15 protein-coding genes and 1 pseudogene are annotated in these 14520 nt (G+C 64.5%); 10 read left to right on the top strand and 6 right to left on the bottom strand.

What is annotated here, in order from left to right; translation table 11 throughout:
• Positions 1-350 precede the first annotated feature (350 nt).
• The 3 genes from E2C04_RS16690 (at position 351) to E2C04_RS16680 (ending at position 3754) form a co-directional block, all read left to right on the top strand.
• Entirely contained in the window at positions 351-1622 is a 1272-nt protein-coding gene (locus tag E2C04_RS16690; protein WP_135833459.1) for a hypothetical protein, read from the top strand.
• A 277-nt stretch (positions 1623-1899) separates the two neighbouring features.
• Complete coding sequence (locus tag E2C04_RS16685) at positions 1900-3147, top strand: M23 family metallopeptidase (protein WP_135833458.1); 1248 nt, start codon at positions 1900-1902, stop codon at positions 3145-3147.
• A 310-nt stretch (positions 3148-3457) separates the two neighbouring features.
• A complete protein-coding gene (locus E2C04_RS16680) occupies positions 3458-3754 on the top strand; it encodes a hypothetical protein (protein ID WP_135833457.1) in 297 nt (98 codons plus the stop codon).
• A gap of 183 nt (positions 3755-3937) precedes the next feature.
• On the opposite strand, the gene E2C04_RS20405 is transcribed toward E2C04_RS16680, so the two are convergent.
• The 4 genes from E2C04_RS20405 to E2C04_RS16670 are packed head-to-tail and all read right to left on the bottom strand — an operon-like array spanning position 3938 to position 8631.
• Positions 3938-4504 (bottom strand): hypothetical protein, encoded by a 567-nt coding sequence (locus E2C04_RS20405; protein ID WP_238694354.1) that lies wholly within the window; start codon positions 4502-4504, stop codon positions 3938-3940.
• Positions 4501-6270 (bottom strand): DEAD/DEAH box helicase, encoded by a 1770-nt coding sequence (locus E2C04_RS16675; protein WP_238694353.1) that lies wholly within the window; start codon positions 6268-6270, stop codon positions 4501-4503. The genes E2C04_RS20405 and E2C04_RS16675 overlap by 4 nt, the downstream gene beginning before the upstream one ends.
• 34 nt (positions 6271-6304) lie before the next feature.
• Positions 6305-6490 carry a DEAD/DEAH box helicase family protein gene (locus E2C04_RS20400; protein ID WP_238694352.1) on the bottom strand — a complete coding sequence of 62 codons (186 nt, stop codon included), beginning with the start codon at positions 6488-6490 and terminating at the stop codon, positions 6305-6307.
• On the bottom strand, positions 6490-8631 hold the full coding sequence (locus E2C04_RS16670) for a site-specific DNA-methyltransferase (protein ID WP_135833456.1): 2142 nt from the start codon (positions 8629-8631) through the stop codon (positions 6490-6492). Before E2C04_RS16670 ends, E2C04_RS20400 begins: the two co-directional genes overlap by 1 nt.
• A gap of 204 nt (positions 8632-8835) precedes the next feature.
• On the opposite strand from E2C04_RS16670, the gene E2C04_RS16665 reads away from it, so the two are divergent.
• A complete protein-coding gene (locus E2C04_RS16665) occupies positions 8836-9378 on the top strand; it encodes an HD domain-containing protein (RefSeq protein WP_158630739.1) in 543 nt (180 codons plus the stop codon).
• On the opposite strand, the gene E2C04_RS16660 is transcribed toward E2C04_RS16665, so the two are convergent.
• Both E2C04_RS16660 and E2C04_RS16655 read right to left on the bottom strand, forming a co-directional pair.
• Positions 9366-9683, bottom strand: a complete 318-nt coding sequence (locus tag E2C04_RS16660) for an NUDIX hydrolase (RefSeq protein ID WP_238694351.1) — start codon at positions 9681-9683, stop codon at positions 9366-9368. The two genes, E2C04_RS16665 and E2C04_RS16660, sit on opposite strands and share 13 nt — an antisense overlap.
• Positions 9684-9897: 214 nt before the next feature.
• Positions 9898-10659, bottom strand: a complete 762-nt coding sequence (locus tag E2C04_RS16655) for a helix-turn-helix domain-containing protein (protein WP_135833454.1) — start codon at positions 10657-10659, stop codon at positions 9898-9900.
• A gap of 148 nt (positions 10660-10807) precedes the next feature.
• Between E2C04_RS16655 and E2C04_RS16650 the strand changes: the two genes are divergently transcribed.
• The 6 genes and pseudogenes from E2C04_RS16650 to E2C04_RS22195 form a co-directional block, all read left to right on the top strand.
• Positions 10808-11227, top strand: coding sequence for a plasmid replication, integration and excision activator (locus E2C04_RS16650; RefSeq protein ID WP_135833453.1), 420 nt, complete (start codon positions 10808-10810; stop codon positions 11225-11227).
• Positions 11224-11547 carry a hypothetical protein gene (locus E2C04_RS16645; RefSeq protein ID WP_145965140.1) on the top strand — a complete coding sequence of 108 codons (324 nt, stop codon included), beginning with the start codon at positions 11224-11226 and terminating at the stop codon, positions 11545-11547. Before E2C04_RS16650 ends, E2C04_RS16645 begins: the two co-directional genes overlap by 4 nt.
• A complete protein-coding gene (locus E2C04_RS16640; protein ID WP_135833451.1) occupies positions 11547-11813 on the top strand; it encodes a hypothetical protein in 267 nt (88 codons plus the stop codon). The genes E2C04_RS16645 and E2C04_RS16640 overlap by 1 nt, the downstream gene beginning before the upstream one ends.
• Positions 11814-11822: 9 nt before the next feature.
• The gene (locus E2C04_RS16635; protein ID WP_135833450.1) at positions 11823-13181 is read left to right on the top strand and encodes an FtsK/SpoIIIE domain-containing protein; all 1359 of its coding nucleotides are present in this window, start codon (positions 11823-11825) and stop codon (positions 13179-13181) included.
• A complete protein-coding gene (locus tag E2C04_RS16630; protein WP_135833449.1) occupies positions 13178-13423 on the top strand; it encodes a WhiB family transcriptional regulator in 246 nt (81 codons plus the stop codon). Before E2C04_RS16635 ends, E2C04_RS16630 begins: the two co-directional genes overlap by 4 nt.
• A pseudogene (locus tag E2C04_RS22195) lies at positions 13423-14517 on the top strand (replication initiator); the annotation flags it as partial. The gene E2C04_RS16630 and the pseudogene E2C04_RS22195, both read left to right, overlap by 1 nt.
• Between the last annotated feature and the right edge of the window lie 3 nt (positions 14518-14520).

Below are 14520 nucleotides of genomic sequence, written 5' to 3'. Positions count from 1 at the left end.
TCGGACACCACCATCCACGAGCAGTACGGCTTCGCGGGGCTCCGGTGGCGGACGTACGACCTTGGGTGCGGGCCAGACGCCATGCGGCACCCGGACGCAGTCATCGGATCGACCATAAGCAACTGGATCATGCAGCTCCCCATCGCCTTCACGGCACTGACGGGAGCAGTGACCAAGGTGGCCTTCGCTCCGCAGTTCCTGACGGGATTGGACGCGTCGGTGGCCGGGGTGACCGAAGCACTGCAGGAGAACTTCTTCGTCTCCTGGATCCCCATCGTCCTGGCTGCACTGGGCGCGCTCATCCTGGTCAAGGCACGGCGTTCTGCCCTGGCGACGTCAGCGGCCGGTGGGTGGGCGCGCTCGTCATCCTGTTGGCGACCGCGGTCGTACGTTGGCCCGTCGAGGCTGGGCGGGCAGCTGACGCCACGGTCACCACGACCTTGGGCGCGGTGGCGGGCGAACTCATCGGTCACAGTGAGCGGGTCGATCCGGGCACCGCGGTGGCGTCGGGAGCCCACGAGGCGATCCTCTACCGATCCTGGCTGGCAGGGACATTCGGCAGCCATGACAGCCGCGCGGCACGCAAGTACGGTGCCGCGCTCTTCAAGTCGCAGGCGTTGACGTGGCGAGAAGCGCGCCTCGTGGAGCGCAACCCTTCGGCCGGCAAGCAACTCATCGAGCAGAAGAAGGACGACTTCGCCGAGATTGCCGAGAAGATCAAGTCCGATGACCCCGAGGCGTACGAGTACCTCCAAGGCGTCCGTTCGGAGACCAGGGTGGCGTACGCGAGCCTGGCGGCGCTTGGTGTGGTCCTTGCCCTGCCCTTCCTGCTGATGTCGTCGCTGCTGCTTCTCGGGTGCTTCCTGATCGTGCGGCTCGCGGTGATGCTCTTCCCTGCTTTCGCCACCATTGGCGCCTTCCCGTCCGCTCGCGGCGTAGTCGTCGGCCTGGGGCGCATCGTGGGCGCCGCAGTGGTCAACGCGATCATCTTCGGCGCGGGTGCCCTCGTCACGGCGGCGATTCTTGGCGTGCTGCTCAGTCCTGGCGGAGGGTCGCCTCCATGGCTGGGGTTGGTCCTGATGCCCGTCTTCACGGTTGTCATGTGGGTGGTCCTCAAGCCCTTCCGTCGCCTGACCGCGATGGTCAGCCCCCACAGTCAGTTCATCCGCTCACCGGAGGCTCCACGTTGGGCGGGTCGTACCGTCCGATCGGCGTTGGTAGCAGCCACGGGAGGAGCGGCGGCTGGTGCTGTGGCCGCGGTCGTGCAGGACGAGGTGGAGACGGAGAAGCGTCCCGATCGAGTCGAGGCGCACCCGCCCATGCCCCCGCAGCAGGCACCGGTGCGCCCCATGCCGCAGCTCGAATCCGCACCAGTGCGGCATGACCAGGCCGCTGCTTCGCCGAGCCCCGCGCCGCATCCGGCACCTCCGTCGGGTCCGTCGCCTCGTCGGGCACGTGAGTGGGACGACAGGGATCGCCACGCGAGTGACGTCACGGCCCCGAAGCCATGGCTCCCGGACCTTGAAGCAGCGGCGCCGGACGAGTTCGAGGGCGAGGACGTCTTCGTCATCTACCGGCCTACCGACACCCAGACGGGGACAGACCCCGCACACGACGCCTGAGAGGTGACGCCGTGCAGCGTTCCACCAGCCTTCTGATCGTCGCGGGAGTCCTCGGTCTCGCAGCCTTTACCGCTCTTCCGCTCGTCATGGTGATGTCTGTGATGGGCGGGTCGGCGGAGACCTCAGGATCCTGCGGGAAGCCGGGCGGCGGGACGGTCGTGGTGGCAGCACCAGAGGGCTACGACTTGTCAGCCAGGCAGTCGAGGTCGCTGGGGTTGTCATCTCGACCGGTCGGGCCTCGGGTCAACAGGACCGGGCGCTTCTCGTTGCTCTGGCGGTGGCGTCCCAGGAGTCTCGCTTCCAGAACTACGCCAACGACGGCCGAGGTGGTGACCTGGCCCCCGAGCAGCGGGGGATCGCTGCCTCGCTGCGCCTGCCACATGACGCTGTGGGCACCGACCACGGTTCGCTGGGCGTCTTCCAACAGCAGTGGCCGTGGTGGGGAACCATGCGCGACCTCATGGACCCGGCGTCGGCGGCCGAGAAGTTCTACTCCGCCCTCAACGAGGTCGAGGGGTGGGAAGGCATGAGCATCGGGGAGGCCGGCCAGGCGGTGCAACGTTCTGCCTTCCCCGACGCGTACGACGACGACGTCGCCCTGGCGCGAAAGCTCCTGGCTGCTGCGGGTGGGACCGACACGGTCGCCGAGGTGGCCTACTACGGCTCCACCGCCGAGTGCGCCAACACCGTCTTCAGCGGCGAGGTCGTGATGCCGCTGGCCGGCTCTGGCTACGTCGACGCCAAGAACTTCGGGAAGAGCGGCTCGCGCTGGACCAAGACGCACACTGGCACTGACTTCTCATCTGCCTGCGGCACCCCGGTCTTGGCCTCAACTGGCGGCACCATCACGGTGCGGACGGACCAAGGCTGGTCGGGGAGATGGCTGGTCACTCTCGACGCAGGCGAGAGCGGAGTCATTACTTGGTACGCCCACATGCAGTCCGTGTCGGTTGCGAGCGGCGACATCGTCAGCCCTGGCCAACCCATCGGTGCCGTCGGAAGTGAAGGCAACTCCACGGGATGTCATCTGCACTTCGAAGTCCGCCCTGATGGGGGTGACCCCATCAATCCGAGCGTCTGGCTGGCTGCGAACGTCGGCAAGACGGTGCCTGTGTCGGACACGACAGCAGACGCGTCTGCGGTTGCCATGACAGCCCAGGTCGGTGCCAGCCTCTCCGCGAAGGAGGCCGCTCGTCTGGTGGGAAACCTGCTCCGTAGGAAGCCCGATGTGCTCTTGCTGCAGGAGGTCGAAGGCCGGAACCTCGACGTGATGGTGCAACGCTCTCGCGGACGTTGGGGTGTGTGGCATCCGGCCGGTGCTAGAGGGAGCAGCGCCATTATCTGGGACCGCAACCAGTTCGCCGTCACCCAGAGAGGCAACGCGTTCGGCCTGAGGGACGGGAACATGGAGCGATGGATGCCGTGGGTGGTGCTCCAGTCACAGGCCGGCGCGATCCCCGTCCTCAACGTGCACATGCCAGACAGAGCACCCGAGAGCTCGCGTCGCCGGAGATCAAGAGCATGACACGGCGATACGTCAACCTCATCAGCGAGATGAACGCGGCTGGTCTCCCACCCATCGTGGGAGGCGGCTGGGGACATCCCCTCGATCATCGCGGATCGTGGACTCCGACCTCGAGGCTCCGCGAAGTCGGTATGACCACGAACTGGCGTCACGGGGATCCATGCCGTGGCACCTCACCGGAGCTTGGCCGAGCGGACGGCTTCGCCTACAACCCTGGATATCTTGCTGCGGTCGACCAGGGGTGTCTGGACCGCAGCCCTTCGGGGCACCGGGCCCTGTGGGTGGCGATCAGACCAACGGGGTGAACAAGATGGCAGGGGACGAAGCCCTGGGGAGGGACGAGCGTCGTCTTCCCTACTTCGGTGCGCCCCCATCTCGTACGCCTCGCCTCGTCGTCGAGGAACCCACCCTTCGGGGCAAGCGCGTGGTCCTGTCGAGACCCCACGGCTTCGTGTACGACGTCCGCGCCGTCAGCGAGCTCTGGACGAACGATGACGGACACCTGTGCGTCGAAGTCGTGACCGAGGAGGAGTACTTCCGGTGGATGTTCACCCAGGAGCAACCGACGATCGTGACCTATCCAGCACGCTTGGTCTGGGTGGAGTAGGCCGAGGACGGCGCGCCAGCGCCGCCCGCAGGCCGTGCGCCGGCGCAGCCGGCGCCTTGATCTAGTAGAGACCAACTCGGCAAGGTGAATGTATTCGCCCAGGAGTGGGCTGCTATTGGCGAATGGGTTTGGGGTAGGCGGCGTTCACCACCGGGTGTCCCCGGAGCGCCTCGCCCTCAATGCTCAGTAGGCGATGGCGTTCTCCAGATAGGCGGTCTCCGCGTCGGCGGCCTCGAGGACACGCTGGCGCACCTTTTCGACCTGCAAGTCGATCACACGCAGCCTGTTGTCGATCTTCGAGATCGCTTCGATCCGGTGGAATTCCTGACCGTACTGCTCAGCGAAGCGTGCCAAGCCGCGCAGTTTGGCCAACGCGTCTGGCAACCACGCCCCATGCGGGTCGACAATGCTCGGGCGGACGCCCACTCCAACTACGTCGTGGAAGAAGACGAAGTCGGGACGCAGGGTGCGCCACTCTCCGTGGCGGTCCTGGTAGGCGACACCGAGGGCGTCGCGGCCCCCGGTCGGGTTGCGGTACCAGGCGAGGAAGCCCGGGCGCTGGGATTCCGTGTCGAGTACGGCGAGCTCGTCGTCATTGAGCTTGCCGACAGGGAAGAGCCCGTCTGGGCCGCTTAACAAATGGGATTCGCGGTGTTCCATGCGCTGCGGCTCACCGTCGACCTCACGCTGGGTCTCCTCCTGGCGATTGCGCGGCATGGCGATGGAGACCCTCTGTGGGTCAGTGCTCATGGCGGCAATTTCCGCGTAGAGACTTTGGCGGGCTTCAGCAGCAAGGATTTGATGGCGACCCTGTGCTGGCTCAGCCATTGAGTCGCCAACTCGTCAGCAGCTTCGTCGAGACGGGGCCGGGTCTGCGGCAGCATCGCCAACGCGGCCACCTTGACGTGGGCGTCACGAAGGCTTTCCTCATCGTCGGCGTCCTGTGCGAGATGATCAAGGTAGGTGCGGGCTACGTCAGGGGAGACGACGCGAGCTCCACGGCGGTAGGACTCCTGAATCGATCGGTCGTCGGCGATCTCGGTCCAGTTCGCCTCGCTGATCATGCCCTTGTGAGCGTGAAGGCTTCCGCCTTCGACGGTAAGGACGTCATTGACGGCAGTTTCAAGGTCCTTGGCGTACTGGGCAGCGACCCCGTTGAGGACGTTATGGAGGTGGTTGTGCGCCAAGCGCCCAGCTCGCTCCACCAGTTTGTCCATCGCCAAGGCGTGAGCCAACGACGTCAGACGTTTAATCGGATTTGCATGCTTGCGCGGCAAGGTCTCGGTGGGCAGGTCGGCAAAGATCTGCCAGACCTCATCAGCGATGTTGGGGTTGGGCATCATCACCTGGGGATCGACCAGGACTCGACTTCCTGTCCCAGGGGTGCCTGCCTCCCCGCCCATGATGCGCTCGATGACCCTAACGGCGTTTGCCTTATCGAAACGCGGCAGGATGCACTCGACACTGTTCAGGACGTTGTTGCCTTCGATGCGGCGTGCCAGCGGTGTACGCACCATCCGGCCCAACAGCTGAGTGATGTGGTCCTCGTCCTTAGCCGGCCGGAAGGAGACCATCACCTCGGCTCGTGGGCAGTCCCATCCGGTGCTGATCGCGTCCTTGGCCAGCAGCACGCGAACATGTTCGGTGTCCTGCACTCGCTCGGGCTGGATGTAAGGCACGACGTGCCCCCCGAAGGCCATAGTGGTGCGTTCACCAAACACATGGGCTACGGCATCGTGTTCTAGCTCGGGCCACTCCTCACGGATCGTGTTAAGGGCGTTTGCGACCTGGGTCGAGTCGGGCCTGTTGGGCACCTGCAACACCAGCAATGGCTTGACCTTTTCGGATTCCTCTTGCGCCGAGACGTAATCGTCCCAAGCCCGCGACATCTCCCGAACCCTGCGCACACCCCGGGCAAGCAGAACGGTCGAGAAGTCGCCAGCCTCACGAGGAAAGTCCAGGATCACGTCGTCCTTGATCAGACCGGACTCCTGGATGCGGACTGGGTCGACCTGAATGGTGCCCAGGTGCACTCTTGATTGCTGGACGTTGGCCTCAGTCATGGCCTCGTCGAAACGCTTGGGGGTTGCTGAAATGCCCCACACCACTGGGATCGGAGGCACGTCGTCGTGGCCGTTGATCAATCGCTGCACGATGGTTGGGCGTTCAGCCGCGCGCTTGCCCATTCCCCGGTGGGCCTCGTCCAACACCATGAACAGTGTCAGATCCGTGTCATTAATGGTGTTGCGTAAGGTTTCCCAGAACGTGAACGGCACCGTATCTGGGTTGGCAGTGCCTGGGAGAGGATCAGAATTATCCGTCTGGGTGCGCCGTACCAGCAGGCTGTTGCGTGACAGCTTCGACGTGTTCAGGAAGTAGACGTGGCCAGCCTTGAGTTTCCGGTGCGGGAATGGGTGCTCGACGGTTACCAGACGCCGACGCAGGCGGTCGCTGGCCTGCTGGATACGACGCAATGTCTGTTGGTTCAGCGAGGGGTCGTCGCTGAACCAAAGCACCACGGCGTCGTTAGCAGGAGCAATGCTGTATTCGTCACTCCCGAAAAAGAGTCTCGATCGCCGCGGCGGCCATGACGGTCTTGCCGGCGCCGGTGGTCGCTGCCAGCGCCACCGAGCTGACCCGCTTACTGGCGCTGCGATAGAAGTCGCGGGCAGACACGAGTTCAGCGAGAGTCTCGCCCACAGCGTCGGCTTGATAGTCTTTGAGTGTGTAACGCATCAGACGGTGCCGCTCGTTTCGCAGTTGCGGAGATAGTCCTCGTACAGACGAACTGTTTCGAGGTGGGGGATCTCGTGAGCCAGTTGCTGGTAGCGCCCCTCGTCATCGGTGATGATGTAGGCGATCCGAATCTCGCGGTGCTCGGTTAGAGCGTCGAGGAATTCGTCTGCCCGGTCGAGGTCACGGATTACCCCGTAAGCCTCTGCAACATCGAAGCCGGACTCCGGAAGAGATTCGATGATGCGCCCGCGCGCACCGGCCCGGAGCCACAGCATTGGGGCGATAGCCGCGAAGGCCCGGTCGACTCCGACGAGCCACTTTGACTCGTAGGTCAACGTGAAGAATGCAGCGTTCTCTTCGAATCCTTCGGACATTGGAAATTCGTCAGCGAACCGGTACCTCCCAGGAGCCGGCTTCCCATCGCTATTGACTCCAGTAATGGCCGCTCGCAGACGCGGCTTAGTGATATGTTCGAATATTCCAAGAGCCTCCCACTCGAAATCGCCCGGCCGGTGTCCCTGGCGTCGCAGCGCAGCTTGCTCTTCGTCGGATACCTCGTTGTTCGTTACGGAGATCGAAGTTCGGTTTCCGCCGTCTTGGCGATTAAGGCGCATCACTGCGTGCGCTGTAGTTCCGGATCCCGCAAAAAAATCGAGGACAACGGCATCTGGCTTATGTCCGATGTAGTATCTCAAGGCGTCCTCGACGGCATAAAGACTCTTGGGAAATGGGAACTTCCGCCGAGGTAGAAAGTTTCTGAGAAGGGTTGACCCGTGTTCGGTTGCGCTGTACGCACCGTTGGTCCACATGGTCTTTCCGACTTGGCTACGTACCTTTCCCTCGGCGTTCTTGATGATCAGCGACCCCTTGTCGTCTCGGCCTTCGGTCATCAGCTCTCCAGCAGCGATGGCTGCCATGGCGCCCTTGCCTGCAAATCCGATACCCCAGCGTCCGGTGGTCTTCTTGCGGGTGCCGATCTTGATGCGTCCCTCCTTCAGATACTGACGAAAGGTGGGGGCGGAAAGCTGCCAACAGGCCTCGCTGCCATCCTGTTTGATCGGCCACTGTGCCACGCACCCCGGCGGTGGCGGTGGTGCGTCCTTTCGATCAACTCCCTCGGGAAGGTGATCGCCGCAACCAACAATCGTTCCTGTCTCTTCGTGAATCCAAACAGGAAAGAATTTGGCCTTAGTGTCTTCCCGTCTCGAATTGCCGCCGGAGCGTTGGAAGGGCTCCCATCGAAACGGTTTCGCTTCTCCGTCCACGGTAACAAAATTGGACGTACCCGGAGTGGTGTCAGTAAAAGTGCGCTGCGGCCGTGCGGTCCCGATGTGAACGAAAAGTAGGTGTTCATCAACTCGAGAGAATTGATCGATGATTGAGGCCCCCGCGGGGTTGATCAAGACCGTGACCATCTGAATCTTCGATTTGCGAAACACTTGCTCAAGCAAAAGGTGAACCCGATGAACTTCGTTCTCGTCAATTGCGAGGATGAGTACGGAGTCATCAGGGTTTAAAAGGCGCTCGGCGAGCTTCAAGCGCCTTTCCATGAACGCGAGCCACTTTGAGTGTCGATACAGATCATCGCTCTCGACGTAGTCGTTGTTATATTTCCAGTCACGGGCACCCGTGTTATACGGAGGGTCGATATAGATCGCGTCGACGGAGTGTCCATGGGTGAAGGTGAGTTGCTCCAGGACGTGATAGTTTTCGCCGTTGATCACCGTGTGAAATGGCTTCGTGTCGGAGCGCTGGACGGAATCGGTGAGACGCAACCCTGGGTAGATATGGTCACTGAATTCCGCTACCAAGACGAGATCGTCTCGGTGTACGGTGCGACTTTCAACACCCTCTCGGCTGGTAGCCTCGATTTCGACCGTCCCAAGGTCTTGATTGATCGCTCGTACGGCCCAAAGTCTTCTGTCGCCTCTAGCGGTGGAGCCCCGTGGAGGTAGCACGTGGACCTTGGAGCCCTTGCGAATCGGATGGCCGGGTAACTGCACCGCTTCAGGCACGTGACGCTCGAAGTTGAGGCCGAATGGGACGCGCTCACGTATCGGTGCGATCTCGGAGATGAGGTCCTTACCCAATTGTGGATCAAGATTCTCAACGGCTTTCAGCAGGTCCGACAGTCGTGACATTCCCATCCTCACCCGAAATTGCCAGGGCCCGCCCCCATCGCGGCGTTCGGGCGGACGAACAGTGATGGTATCGGTGCCGGTTGGGGCATGAGAGGCAGTCCGAGATATCACCTGACCTGGACCTCGAGCGAAGGGCGCCCCACGGGACCTGCGGGCTGGTGGAGCGGGTCTGGCAGGCAGCGGTCACCGGAGTACGTTGGCGAGGTGTCTTGGACTGTCGCAGAGTGTCGTGAGTTGGCCGAAGAGTCGCTAGACGAGATGCCGGCTCGTTGGAAGCACGTGCGCGCTGTCGCTGAACTGGTCGACTCTTGGTCCCGCAAGGGATTGGTATCTGACGTTGTGGTCAAGGCTGCCTGGCTTCATGACGTGGGGTACTCCCGCCGCGTGATTCGCACAGGGATGCACGCGCTCGACGGGGCTAGGTACCTCGACCTTCACGGCCTGGACGCCGAAGTCATCGCCTTGGTTGCTCACCACACGGGGGCATGGGCGGAAGCAGAAGAGCGTGGGTTGACCGGTCAACTTGCGGTCTTCGATGCCCCGGAGGAGCGGAATTTGGATGCGCTTACACTCGCGGATCTCACTCGCGGACCCGAGGGCGAACGAGTGACGGTTGTCGAACGTTTGGCAGAGATTTATACCCGTTACGAGGAACAACATCCGGTACACCGGGCCGTCACCCGCTCAGGACTGGGTCTGCAGGCGACTGCTGCACGAGCGGCTAAGCGGCTCTCTCAACCGATGTAGACCGGCCCGCCGCTCAGTGCGTGAGCCAAGCGCATTCGCATTGAGGGGTGCATAGGCAGGTCGTGGGTGTCCTCGGGGTGGAACCATTCGACGCGCTTGCTCTCCGAACTCGTGCGGGGCTCACCGCCTAGGAGACGGGCGGTAAAAGCGATGGAGAACTGCTGGCGGACCTCTCCGTCCTCGTAGGCCATGACGTGCTTCGGGTTGGTGTAGGTGCCGGTCAGCCCGGTCACCTCCACCTCGTACCCCGTCTCCTCGCGGACCTCTCGTACCACCGCTTCGGCGATGGACTCCCCGATTCTCATGCCCGCCGCCGGGCAGGGCCCAGAGGTCGTTGTCCGTCTTGTGAATGAGGAGGACGCGACCGGCCTCGTCACAGACGATGGCGACGACCGAGGGAACAACGCTGTTGGCGGGAGGTGCGTCCAGATCGTCGATGTAGTCGATGCGTCGTCCCATGGCGCTCATCGTGGCAGGCTCGTTCCCGGTGGATCAACGCTGCTCTGCCCTTTGGGCAGGTCAGACGGAGCACGTGGGCGTGGTGGAGCACTCCAAGGCATCCGCCCATAGTCGGTCGAAGGACGCTCCGTAGTGCTCGAAGAGCTTGCCGCCCTCGACGCGCTGGACGTGGAGGACAGGGTTCTGGCCGGCCGGGAACCCCAGGACATGCGTATTCACGAGCATGTCGTCGTCGAAGCGGTAGATCGAGTTGTAGAGGACCGCGTGGTGCTGGCGGATCTCGACGCCAGACGCATCCAGGAGACCACTCATGTAGGACAGGCTCATCCGTACCCGGGCAGCGAGGTTCTCGCCAATACCTTCCTCAGCGCCACGGTTAGTGACCACGGCGGAGTCGGGATCCCCGTAGAGCAACCGAGCCCTGAGTCCCGCTGCCGCCTTCTTCTCGAGCAGTTGCGGCAGGTCCGGGTTGGTGTCGATCAGGAAGAGCCCTGAGTAGACCAAGATGTCGAGGTTCTCGGTCGCCGACTCCAGCAGCCGGCGCCAGAGCGTGGCCGGCACCGCTGCCCGACTGGGGTACACCGCCGCGATCTCAGCTCGGCTGGCAACGTGCGTCGACGGGTCCTGAATGAGTTGGGGCCACAGGAAGGTCTCCTCACTCTCCAGGAGCCGTGCGACAGACGCGCGGTGTCGAGGATGGGGCACCCGCCCAGTCTCGATCCATCGGCTCACGGTCTTGGGATCCACCTCGACGAGCGTGGCAAGGTCAGTGGTGCTGGTGCCTTTGAGTTGCATCAGCTGGCGAAGGCGATCGTTTCCCATGGCTTCCCCCCGAGAGAAGTGACTGGCGTTGGGACGTTTCCATTCCAAAGTAGACCTTTCTCAGCGTCCCCGTAACAGGGTGACTGCGTCCTGTGGATAAGCGGTGAGGTGAGTGCATCGCCCCATTCGCTCACCACAGGAGGCAGCCATGGCGATGCCGCGAAAGATCCCCGTCGACTTCGGGGTCGTGTTCCCGTTCGGTGCCTACGCCGTCGGCGAGGTGCAGCCGGTCCGCGACTACGACCGCTCCACCAAGGACAACCTGGTCCAGGCGACCGACCCCGACACCGGGGTCCTGCTCTGGTCCGTCGACGTCGTCGACGGTGACCCCGACGCCCGCAAGGCCAACCGCACCATGAGCGTCAAGATCCTCGCCAAGGTGCAGCCCGTCCTGCCGACCAGCCTCGACGGCCTGCCCTTCACTCCGGTCGAGTTCGACAACCTCACGGCCACCCCCTACATCGAGGACAACGGCAACTTCTCGAAGCTCGCCTGGTCCCTGCGAGCTGGTGGTGTCAGGGAGCCCGCCAGGGGTGCCAAGCCCGCGCCGGTGAAGGCCAGCGCGTGAGCGCCCACGGCGCCCCCGCGCGCTGGGGTGCATGGGCCTTGGGCGACCTGCTCGACTGGGCCAGGGTCGTCCGCGATGTCTTCGGGAGCGCGGGAGAGGTGGCGTCCGTCCAGATCTCCGCCCCTCGGGAGAAGGACGGCGTCCCCGACCTCCCCGTCGCCCGGATCGTCGCCAGCACCGTCGCCGACCTCGAGACGCTCCGAGAGGCCGCGTGTGCCTCGGAGTACGAGGTCGAGCACGGGTTCAACCCCGAGCCCCACTTCTGGTCCGCCTTCCTTGGCGACCTCTACGTGGTGCTCTCCGTGAAGGAGGAGGACTGATGGCTTCCACAGCCAGCATCAGCGAGTGGTGCCGTTTCCTCGGGGCCCAGGACACTCACGAGGCCAGGGCTGAGCTGCACCGCTTGATCACCCGGCTCGACGACGCGTACGACACGGTCAACTACGTGCTCAAGCTCCTCAACGGCGCGCCCGGCGACGAGGTCGACAGCATCCTGTTCATCACCCGGTCGACCCTGATCGAGGCGATGAACTCTCTGACCGCTGCCCGGCGTCGCATGGAAAACGGCGACCCCGAAGCGGCCTGAGGAGTTCAGGTGACTGTCCACGACGAAGTCCGATGGTGGATCCAGTTCGGGCGCGCCTTCCTCGCGCGGCCCGCTGCGCTCTGTTTCGCGGTGGCCCTGGCCTGGTGGTTTCCCGGATGGCTCCTGACCACCGGTGCCTTGGTGTTGGCCGGTGCCATCGGACTTCGTCTGTGGGCGCGACGGCGCCCTGCGTCCTACGCCCGCTTCTCCGTCGCTCTCGCGGCCCGACGGAAGGCACGCAACCTGGTCCGTGCCTGGCCTGATGTCTGTGCCTCGTGCGGTCTCGACAGGGAGGGTGCCTGCCCAACGGTTCGCAGACGCCGTGTGCGTGGTCCTCACGTCGAGCTTCTGGTGACTCCGTTGCTCGGACAGACCTTGCAGCACTTCGCCGCCGTGTCAGAGCCTCTGCGCTCGGGCGTCCAGGCCTCCCGCCTGCGGCTCGAGTCCCACGGGCCGCGTGACGTTCGCATGATCTTCACGGTGGTGGAGAGCCTTCGCGCCACCTTCCCCAGCACCGTGCCCGACGAGGTGACGGCGCTCGAGCACGCAACTCTCGGCCGTCAGGAGGACGGCCGCCCCTGGCGCCTTGCACTGGGACCTCACACGCTCGTGGCGGGGAGCTCGGGTGCTGGCAAGGGTTCGGTCTTCTGGTCCTTCGCCGTGGCACTCGCTCCTGCGGTGCGTGCCGGCTCGGTCCACCTGCATGGGATCGACCTCAAGGCCGGAATGGAGGTGCTCATGGGCCGCGGTCTCTTCACGAGTGTCGCCACCGACGCGGTCGAGGCAGTCGCCCTGCTCGAGGACCTGGTTGCGGACATGCAGGAACGAGCTCGGCAGTACGCCGGCACGCAACGCTCACACTGCGCCACCACGGAGAACCCGTTGCACATCGTCATGATCGATGAGCTGGCCGCCCTCACCGCCTACAACAACGAGCGCGAGCTCCAGCGCCGGGCAGAGACGGCCATCAACCTTCTGTGCTCGCAAGGCCGGGCGCCCGGCTTCATGGTCTTCGCCTGCCTGCAGGATCCCCGCAAGGAAGTCATCCCGTCGCGGGGCCTCTTCACCCAGATGGTCGGTCTTCGGCTCAAGGACATCAGTGAGACCACCATGGTCCTGGGCGAGACCGCTGCCCTGACGGGTGCCCACTGCCACCGGATCAGGCGAGACGTCCCAGGCACTGGCTACGTCGTGCCGGAGGACGGCGGACATCCCATCCTCGTCCGTGCCGGGTATGCGAGCGACGAGCTCATCCGCGAGGTCGCCCAGACGTACGCCGCCCCCGAAACACGCGAGATCGACGTGGCTGCAGTGCGTGACTCGCTCGGTCCCCGTCGACGCCCCCGATCGAGGGAGGATGTGGCATGAACGACGACTGGCGTGATCACGCCCTGTGCCGTCGCTTTCCAGACCTTCCCTGGATCGCGGAACCCCAGGACCGTAGCGAAGGCGCCCAGCAGGCCCTTGAAGCCGTCTGTCGCGCCTGTCCCGTTGCCGACGCCTGTGCCGACTTCGCCTCTCATCACCGCGTCACCAGCGCCTTCTACGCCGGTCGTGATCGCACCCCGGAGGTCGAGGCCAAGGAATCGCACGCGAACGGGGCTGCGTGATGTGGAACAGGCTCCCGACCACCGCCATCCGTGAGCTGGCCGAAGCCAACGGGGTCTGCATCCGCCCCGTCGTCCACGAGGTCACCGACACCGACACCGGACACGTCCGCGTCGTCGCCACCCCGTGCGGCGCCACCCTCGCCTCGAAGTGCCCGCCATGTGCGCAGAAGCGCCGGGTGCTGCGGATGCAACAGTGCCGAGAAGGCTGGCACCTCGAGGAAGAACCGCCCGGACCTGAGCCCAAGGACCCCGAAGAGAAGCCGGATCGGAAGCCCACCCGCCGCGTGCGCTCGACCCGGCGTCGTCAGGACGCGCCCGACCTGCCGCACCTGCCCATCGAGAAGCGCACCGTCGGATCCACGTTCATCAGCCGCACCGGCAAGACCTACCGGCCGTCGATGTTCGTCACCTTCACGCTGCCCAGCTACGGAGCCGTACGCGAGGACGGGACACCCCGCAACCCGAAGACCTACAACTACCGCCGCGCGGCCCTCGACGCCATGCACTTCCCCAAGCTGATCGACCGGGTCTGGCAGAACCTGCGCCGCTCCACCGGCTACCAGGTCCAGTACTTCGCCACCGTCGAGGCACAACGCCGCGGGGCTCCGCACCTGCACGCCGCGATCCGCGGTGCCATCCCGCGCGAGCTCCTGCGCGCCGTGAGCCGAGCGACCTACCACCAGGTCTGGTGGCCGGACCACTCCACGCCTCGCTACCTCGACGACGAGCTGCCCGTCTGGACTGACGAGCACGGCTACGTGGACCCTGCGACGGGCGTGCCGCTTCCGACCTGGGACGAGGCCATGGACGAGCTCGATGCCGATCCTGAGGCCCGCCCTGCTCACACCCTCCGGCTCGGATCTCAGGTCGACATGCAAGGGATCATCGCCTCCGAAGGCGACGCTGACCGCCGCGTGGCCTACCTGACGAAGTACCTGGCCAAGAGCTTCACCGACTCGCTCAACGCGGCCAGAGCTCACCCGACGCCAGCGCGCACACGTTCGCCGACTCCACGAAGAGATCCGCCACCTGCCCTGCTCCCCGCGGTGCAGCAACTGGCTGCGCTTCGGCATCCAGCCTTCCGAGGCTGCGGAGGG

Source organism: Nocardioides daphniae, assembly GCF_004777465.1.
Lineage (GTDB): Bacteria > Actinomycetota > Actinomycetes > Propionibacteriales > Nocardioidaceae > Nocardioides > Nocardioides daphniae.
This window is presented reverse-complemented; position numbering and strand designations above follow the sequence as displayed.